The sequence below is a fragment of the Pseudomonas sp. SDO5522_S412 genome, assembly GCF_054071215.1.
This window is the reverse complement of record NZ_JBSVWQ010000284.1, coordinates 1-6,487: the sequence shown is the minus strand read 5'-3', so window position 1 is coordinate 6,487 and position 6,487 is coordinate 1. Positions and strand designations below refer to the sequence as shown.

Genomic DNA, 6,487 nt, shown 5'->3' with positions numbered 1-6,487 from the left:
TCAGTCATTACATCTGGCGACTGGGCCATCGCCTTCGCGAGCAAGCCCGCTCCCACCAAGCCCGCTCCCACATTGGGCCCTGTGTTTAGTCGACCAGGGTGCAGGCCATCACGACCGCATCTTCGCGGCCACCGACGGCGGGGTAATAATCCCGCCGACGGCCAATTTCGTTGAAACCATAACGCTCGTACAGCCGGAACGCGCCGGTGTTGCTGTCGCGCACTTCCAGGAAACATTCCCGCGCCTTGGCCTCGTAGGCCCGGGACATCAGGTGCTCCAGCAAGCTCAAGCCCAGGCCACGGCCCTGGTTTTCCGGCTTGACGGTGATGTTCAGCAAATGCGCTTCATCGAGGATGATCTGCACCACCCCGTGGCCCACCTGCTGCTCGCCTTCGAACATCAGCCAGATCTGGTATTTGCCCAGCCCGTCGAGAAAAATCCCGCGGGTCCAGGGGTGGCTGAACGCTGCGTATTCGATCTTCAGTACAGCGTCGAGGTCCGCCTCGGTCATCGGGCGGAAGGATAAAGCTTCACTCATCGGTACTTTTCCAGCGCGCCATCAGCCGGCGCATGGCTTGCCAGACATCAGCCTTACGCTGTGGCTCTTCCATTAATAGTTCCAGGCCCGGCAGGGCCCAGACGGAGCCCAGGCCTTCGACCTGCAGTTCGCGGTACCAGGCCTCGGCATTCGCTTCGCCGGCAAAACGCACGGCGGGCAGGCCGATCAGCCACAGGCACACGCAGGGTTCGTCTTCCAGGCGCGCCGAGACAAAACCTTGCACAAAATCCCGTGCAGCTTCCGGGCCCTGGTCCATGGTGCCCCGGGCCAGCAGCGGCCAGCGCACCGGCTCGCCAACGATTTGCGGACTGTCGGGCAGGCCGGCGGCGCGCAACATGTCCTTGAGCAGCAGATAGGCCGGGTCGCGGGCCTGGAAGCGCTCGCCTGTGGGTAACTCCACCAGCAGCAGGCATCGCCCGGCCCGCAGCAGTTGCAGGGCAAAGCGTGGCGGCGGTACGACCGGAGCCTTGACCACGGCAGGCGCCTCTTCGGCGACGACCGGCTTGGCCACCGGCGACGGGCGCGGCACTTCGACCTTTGGCCGGACCACCGGGGTTTCTGCCACGGGCTTGACCAGCGGCACCGGCGCAGCCGCCTCCTCACCCGAAGGCTCGAAAGCCTCGAACGGTTCCGGGGCCTCCAGCAGCTCGGGCCGCGAAGGGGCGGCGAACGGTAATTCAGTGCGCGGCAGCCAGTTGACCACCTGCATGGCGGTCAAGTAAGCGCGACGTCGGGACTCGATAAGCAAAGGTCGGCCACTTGTGGATAACTAAAGAACAGGGATTCTACCGCCCTTCGACGAAGATCGCCCGCAGTTGATCGTTCCGGTGAGCGCCTCACGACCGGCTGTGGATAAATCCCGGCACCGATGCAGTACAATCGCTGCTTTTAATCGCTAACCAGCCGGCCATTCCGATGATCGAACCCAAGCGCGTCTTGCGCGCCCTCGCCGAACACTGGGCCCTGCTTGAGCCACTGTGCGAACACTTCGACCAAGGCACCCTGAGCCTCAGCGAACTGCGCGCCCAGTTGGCCGCCCAACAACTGGACAGCACGCCACAGGACATCACCAGCCTGCTGGACGTGTGGATTCGCCTGGATATCCTGGTGCCTGTCGCCAAGAGCCCGAACCGTTTCGAGCTCAACGCACAGATCCACGACTTCCTGGCGTATCTTCGCAAGGAGCACCGGCTAGGCCTGTGCCTGGAAATCGAAGCCTACCTGCGCCACCTTGAGCGCCTGGCGGGTTATATCCAGGACGCCTTCGACATCCGCGACGGCCATGACCTGGCGCGCCAATTGCGCCTGCTGGACATGCGCGTGCGCGACGTGCTGAAAAAACTCGCCAACGATGAACAGGCCCTCGCTGCCGTGGCCGATCGCGCCAAGACCAGCGACCGGCAGATCCCGTTGCGCCAGCGCTACGCCGAAGTACTGGCGACCTGGGACGAATACGTCGAGCCGATGATTCAACTGGTGAACGCCGACGGCGCCTTCGAACAAGGCGTGCGCAAGGTGGAAAACGTACTGTTGCGCATGCTCACCGAGCAGCAGCGCCTCGGCCACCTGGTGGACGACGACATGCTGCTGCGCACCCACGCGCGCATCCTCGAAATGCAGACCAGCGCCCAACTGACCTTGCGTCACGCCCGGGAACTGCTGCTGCCGTTGCGGGAAGAAGCGCGCCGGCACAACGCCGTGACCCGTGGCGCGGCGCTGGCCTTGTCGGCGATTCGCCGCAAGGGCCTGGACGCGGTGCCGCAAGCGGCGATGCCGATGTTCACCCGGCCGCAAAGCACCTTTCTTGGCAGTGCCAGCCAGGTCGAAGCCTACGTGTACGCCCTGGCCAACTTCGAACCAAAGCCGGCGCGTTTCCCCAAGGCGCATAAATCCCACAAGGGCGAAGCCCCTCGCGCACCGCGCACGGTCAAGGAAATGCTCGAACGCTGTGAAGACGCGCTGCCGATGCCGGACCTGATGACCTGGCTGCTGGAGCAGGAACCGGACGGCGCAACCGACGAGTTGCTGTACTGGTTCTCACGCCTGTCGCGGGAAAAACGCTTCAAGCGTGAACGTCTGGAACGACGGGATTACCACACTCACGAGCACCAGGTCAGCCTGCGCTCATTCGCCCTGCTTCCAGCCAGTATTGATACGGCCGGGAATTCTGCGAGCACCCCTCATGCATCTTGATCTATCCGAACTGTCCCAGCTGGCGCCGATCTTTCGCGAGCTGTTCAAGGGTTACCACGTCAGCCGCCGCGACCCGGAGCTGTACGCCCAACTGTCGAACTTCCAGGACCAGTACCGCACGTTGTTCAAGGCCCTGGGCTTTGAGTTGGTGTGCGACACGCGAGGTTTCTACTACTTCGTGCCGGACTCGGCCGTGGCCGCCGCGCAGGTCAACAAGACCGCCCAGCGCCTGGCGTTGTTCACCTTCATCATCGTCGAGCACCTGGCCGACCAGGGCCGCGACCCGATCGCCGTGCTCGACGGTGGCAGCCTGGGCCGTGACGAACTGCCGTCGTTGCTGGAAAAGTACCGCGACCTGTTTATCCAGGCCGAAGTGCAGACCGTCGAGGAACTGGAAGAAAAAATCATGCGCCGCATGACCCAGCTGGGTTTTGCCGGTGAAGAGAACGGCATCTACCGCTTCCTGCCGCCGATGCACCGCTTCCTCGATGTGTGCCTCTCGGTCCAGCAAGACCGCGACCTGGCCGCGAGCATCCACAGCGTATTGCCGTTGCCGGCCCCGGTGATCATCGACGAAGACAGCGATGAAAAACTGCTGAAGACCGATGACCCGCTGGACTTGAGTGACTTTGCAGAAGAAAGCGAAGAAGACGCCCTGGCCCGCGCCATTGCCGAAGAACAGGAGACCGACGCATGAGCAAGGAACGCTACGGCATTCGCCGCTTCGCCCTTTTGAACACCGCCGGTTACAGCCTGGGTTTGTTCCCGCTGGAAGAACCGCTGTCGGTGTACGGCGCGAACAACCTCGGCAAATCGGCGTCGATCAACGCCTTGCAGTTCCCGATTCTGGCGCGCATGTCGGACATGAGTTTCGGCAAGTACACCCTGGAGCAATCCCGGCGTTTCTACTTTGCCACCGACACCAGCTACATCCTCGTGGAAGTCTCGCTTCCCCATGGCCCGCACGTGATCGGCGTGGTCGGTCGCGGCCCGGGCGGTGGTTTCGGTCACCAGTTCTTTGCCTACGCCGGCAAGCTGGACCTGGCGCACTACCAGAAGAACGACACCTGCCTGCGCCAGAAAGAGCTGTTCACCAACCTTGAGCGCGAAGGCCTGAAAGCCTATGAGCTCAAGCCCGATGAGCTGCGACGTTTGCTGGTGGGCGGCCATACGTCGATCCCGCTGGACCTGACCCTGATTCCGCTGCGCTCCACCAGCGAGCAGAGCCTGAAGACCTTCCGCGCGCTGTTTATCAATTTGCTGCACATGCGGGAAATCACCGCGGCCAAGTTGAAGCAGCTGTTTCTGGATGCGTTCGAACACAGCCTGCGTTCCGGCAGTGTCGATTACATCGCGGCGTGCGAAGAAGCCTTCCGCGATGTACGACGCATGGAGCAGGACTACAACTCGCTGGTGGCTGCCGGCCCTCTGGTAGAAGCCTTGGCCAACGGCGTGAAGCAGCGGGACATTCTGCGGGGCAAGCTGCATCGCCTGTCACCGCTGCTGGATTCGTTGCTGGGCACCTGGTCGGACTACGCCAGTGCGCGCAAGGAAGAACTGACGATCCAGGCCGAGCATTACCGCAACGAGCAGGATTCGCTGCAGAACGACCAGCGCGGCGGCACTCAGGAGCTGATGCGCCTGGAGCGGGAAATCAGCGGGATTCAGCGCTGGCTGGGTGAGCTGTCGGTGCTCAAGCACCGCTTCGCGCTGGTGGATGACGTCAAGGTGCTGGAGCAGCAACTGCTGGACGCCAAGGATGCTCACGATGAACTGGCCGGGGCCTTGGCGCAGTCGCGTCAGTTCAGCGCCGAGGATCTGGACGAACGTCTGCGGGACCTGGAAAAACGCCTGAAGTCGGTGAAGCAGCAACTCGATCACGCCGACAACAACAGCTACGCCAAGCTGCGGGAAGAATTCTCGCAGCAGGATGTCGAGCGTCTGATGCGCCTGTTCAACAGTTCGCTGTTCAGCTTGCCGCTGGGTGAGCATGGCATCACGCTGGACGAGGACGGCCTGTGGGTGAAATCCCTGGAGCAGATCCTCGATGGCTTCAAGGGCGAGCGTTTTGAAGTGCCGGGGCTGGCCATCGACATCTCGCACATTGAACCACCAGCGTTGCAGGCACTGGCTGACCGCGCCGCGTTGCGCGACCAGAAAGAGCGTCTGGAAAAAGAACTCAAGCAACTGAAAACCCAGCAAGCCGTGGCGGCCGACCGCGCGGCGAGCAAGACCCAGACTGAAGCGCTGTACCAACAGGTACTGGACGCGCAGAAGGCGCTGGAAGATTTCCGCCGTGCACAAACCCTGAGCGCCGAGGAAGGCGAGAAGCTGGAAAGCCTGGCGCAGATGGAAGCGGCCCAGGACGAATTGAAACGCTCCAGCGATGCGTTTACCGAGCGCGTCCAGCAACTGTCGGCCAAGCTGCAATTGGTAGGCCGGCAGATTGGTGATATGGAAGCCAAGCAGCGCACCCTGGATGACGCATTGCGTCGTCGCCAGTTGCTGCCGGCAGACTTGCCGTTTGGTACGCCGTTCATGGACCCGGTCGACGATTCCATGGACAACCTGCTGCCGCTGCTCAATGACTACCAGGACAGCTGGCAAGGCCTGCTGCGCGCTGATGGCCAGATCGACGCGCTGTACGCACAGGTGCGCCTCAAGGGCGTGGCCAAGTTCGACAGTGAAGACGATATGGAGCGCCGCCTGCACCTGCTGATCAACGCTTACGCGCACCGTACCGATGAAGCCCTGACCCTGGGCAAGGCCCGGCGGGCGGCGGTCACGGATATCGCGCGCACCTTGCGCAATATCCGCAGCGACTACGACAGCCTTGAGCACCAGTTGGCGTTGTTCAACCGTGAGATCAACAAGCGCCAGGTGTCCAACCTGCAGAGCTTCCGCATCGTGCTCGCGCCGAACAAGGAAGCCCTCAAGCATATCGACCAGATCATCCACAGTGCCGGTCAGTATGAAGAAGGCGAAACCCTGTCGGTGTTCGATCTGAGCCAGAGCGCCGAGCAGGACAACAAGAACGAGGAAGCCAAGGAATACCTGGCGCGCCTGGTTGCGGCCAACCATAACCAGTTGGGCCTCAAGGACTTGTTCGAACTGGCGTTCGAGATCACCAAGGTCAACGGCCAGCCGATCATTCACACCGACATCGATGGCGCCGCCTCCAACGGCACCACCATGACCATCAAGGCGCTGACCAACATGTATTTGTTGCTGCACTTGATGGACCGCGACCAGGCCGGTCGTGTGCGCCTGCCGTACTATCTCGATGAGGCCGCGGACATCGATGAGAAGAACCAGGCAGCATTGCTGGAGACCAGCTTGCAGCTGGGCTTCGTGCCGATTCTGGCGAGTGTGAAGCCGCAGGTTTCCGCCCAGGTGGCGATCGACCTGGAAGGCGGCAGCGGGCCGAACGGGATCTACATTGATGAAGCGGACTGGAAATACATCCGTCGTCACGATGTGGTGAAGGCGACGGTGAATGTGCAGGCGGATGAGCCGGAGCTGGATGAGGTTTAATCAGTTGCGCTGAAATGCAAAAAGGCCGCGATCTTCTGGATCGCGGCCTTTTTTTGGTGTTCTTGAGGGCCTCTTCGCGAGCAAGCCCGCTCCCACATTCAATCGGGTTCCTTCAATGGGAACTGGGTCAAATGTGGGAGCGGGCTTGTTCGCGAAGGCCGCGCCTCAGTCTATCTGCCGAGTGGGATTTTACGGGCCCAG

5 protein-coding genes are annotated in these 6,487 nt (G+C 62.0%); 3 read left to right on the top strand and 2 right to left on the bottom strand.

Annotation, left to right across the window (positions count from 1 at the left end; genetic code table 11):
* Positions 1 to 85 precede the first annotated feature (85 nt).
* Complete coding sequence (gene rimI / locus ACW9I6_RS29610) at positions 86 to 538, bottom strand: ribosomal protein S18-alanine N-acetyltransferase (protein ID WP_003214382.1); 453 nt, start codon at positions 536 to 538, stop codon at positions 86 to 88.
* Positions 531 to 1,268, bottom strand: coding sequence for a hypothetical protein (locus ACW9I6_RS29605; RefSeq protein WP_003214379.1), 738 nt, complete (start codon positions 1,266 to 1,268; stop codon positions 531 to 533). The genes rimI and ACW9I6_RS29605 overlap by 8 nt, the downstream gene beginning before the upstream one ends.
* Positions 1,269 to 1,474: 206 nt before the next feature.
* Between ACW9I6_RS29605 and mksB the strand changes: the two genes are divergently transcribed.
* Genes mksB through mksF form a run of 3 tightly spaced genes read left to right on the top strand, consistent with a single transcriptional unit; the run spans position 1,475 to position 6,286 of the window.
* A complete protein-coding gene (gene mksB / locus ACW9I6_RS29600; protein WP_003214377.1) occupies positions 1,475 to 2,752 on the top strand; it encodes an Mks condensin complex protein MksB in 1,278 nt (425 codons plus the stop codon).
* Positions 2,742 to 3,449 carry an Mks condensin complex protein MksE gene (gene mksE / locus ACW9I6_RS29595; RefSeq protein ID WP_003214375.1) on the top strand — a complete coding sequence of 236 codons (708 nt, stop codon included), beginning with the start codon at positions 2,742 to 2,744 and terminating at the stop codon, positions 3,447 to 3,449. Before mksB ends, mksE begins: the two co-directional genes overlap by 11 nt.
* The gene (mksF, locus tag ACW9I6_RS29590; protein ID WP_457340138.1) at positions 3,446 to 6,286 is read left to right on the top strand and encodes an Mks condensin complex protein MksF; all 2,841 of its coding nucleotides are present in this window, start codon (positions 3,446 to 3,448) and stop codon (positions 6,284 to 6,286) included. The genes mksE and mksF overlap by 4 nt, the downstream gene beginning before the upstream one ends.
* Positions 6,287 to 6,487: the final 201 nt, after the last annotated feature.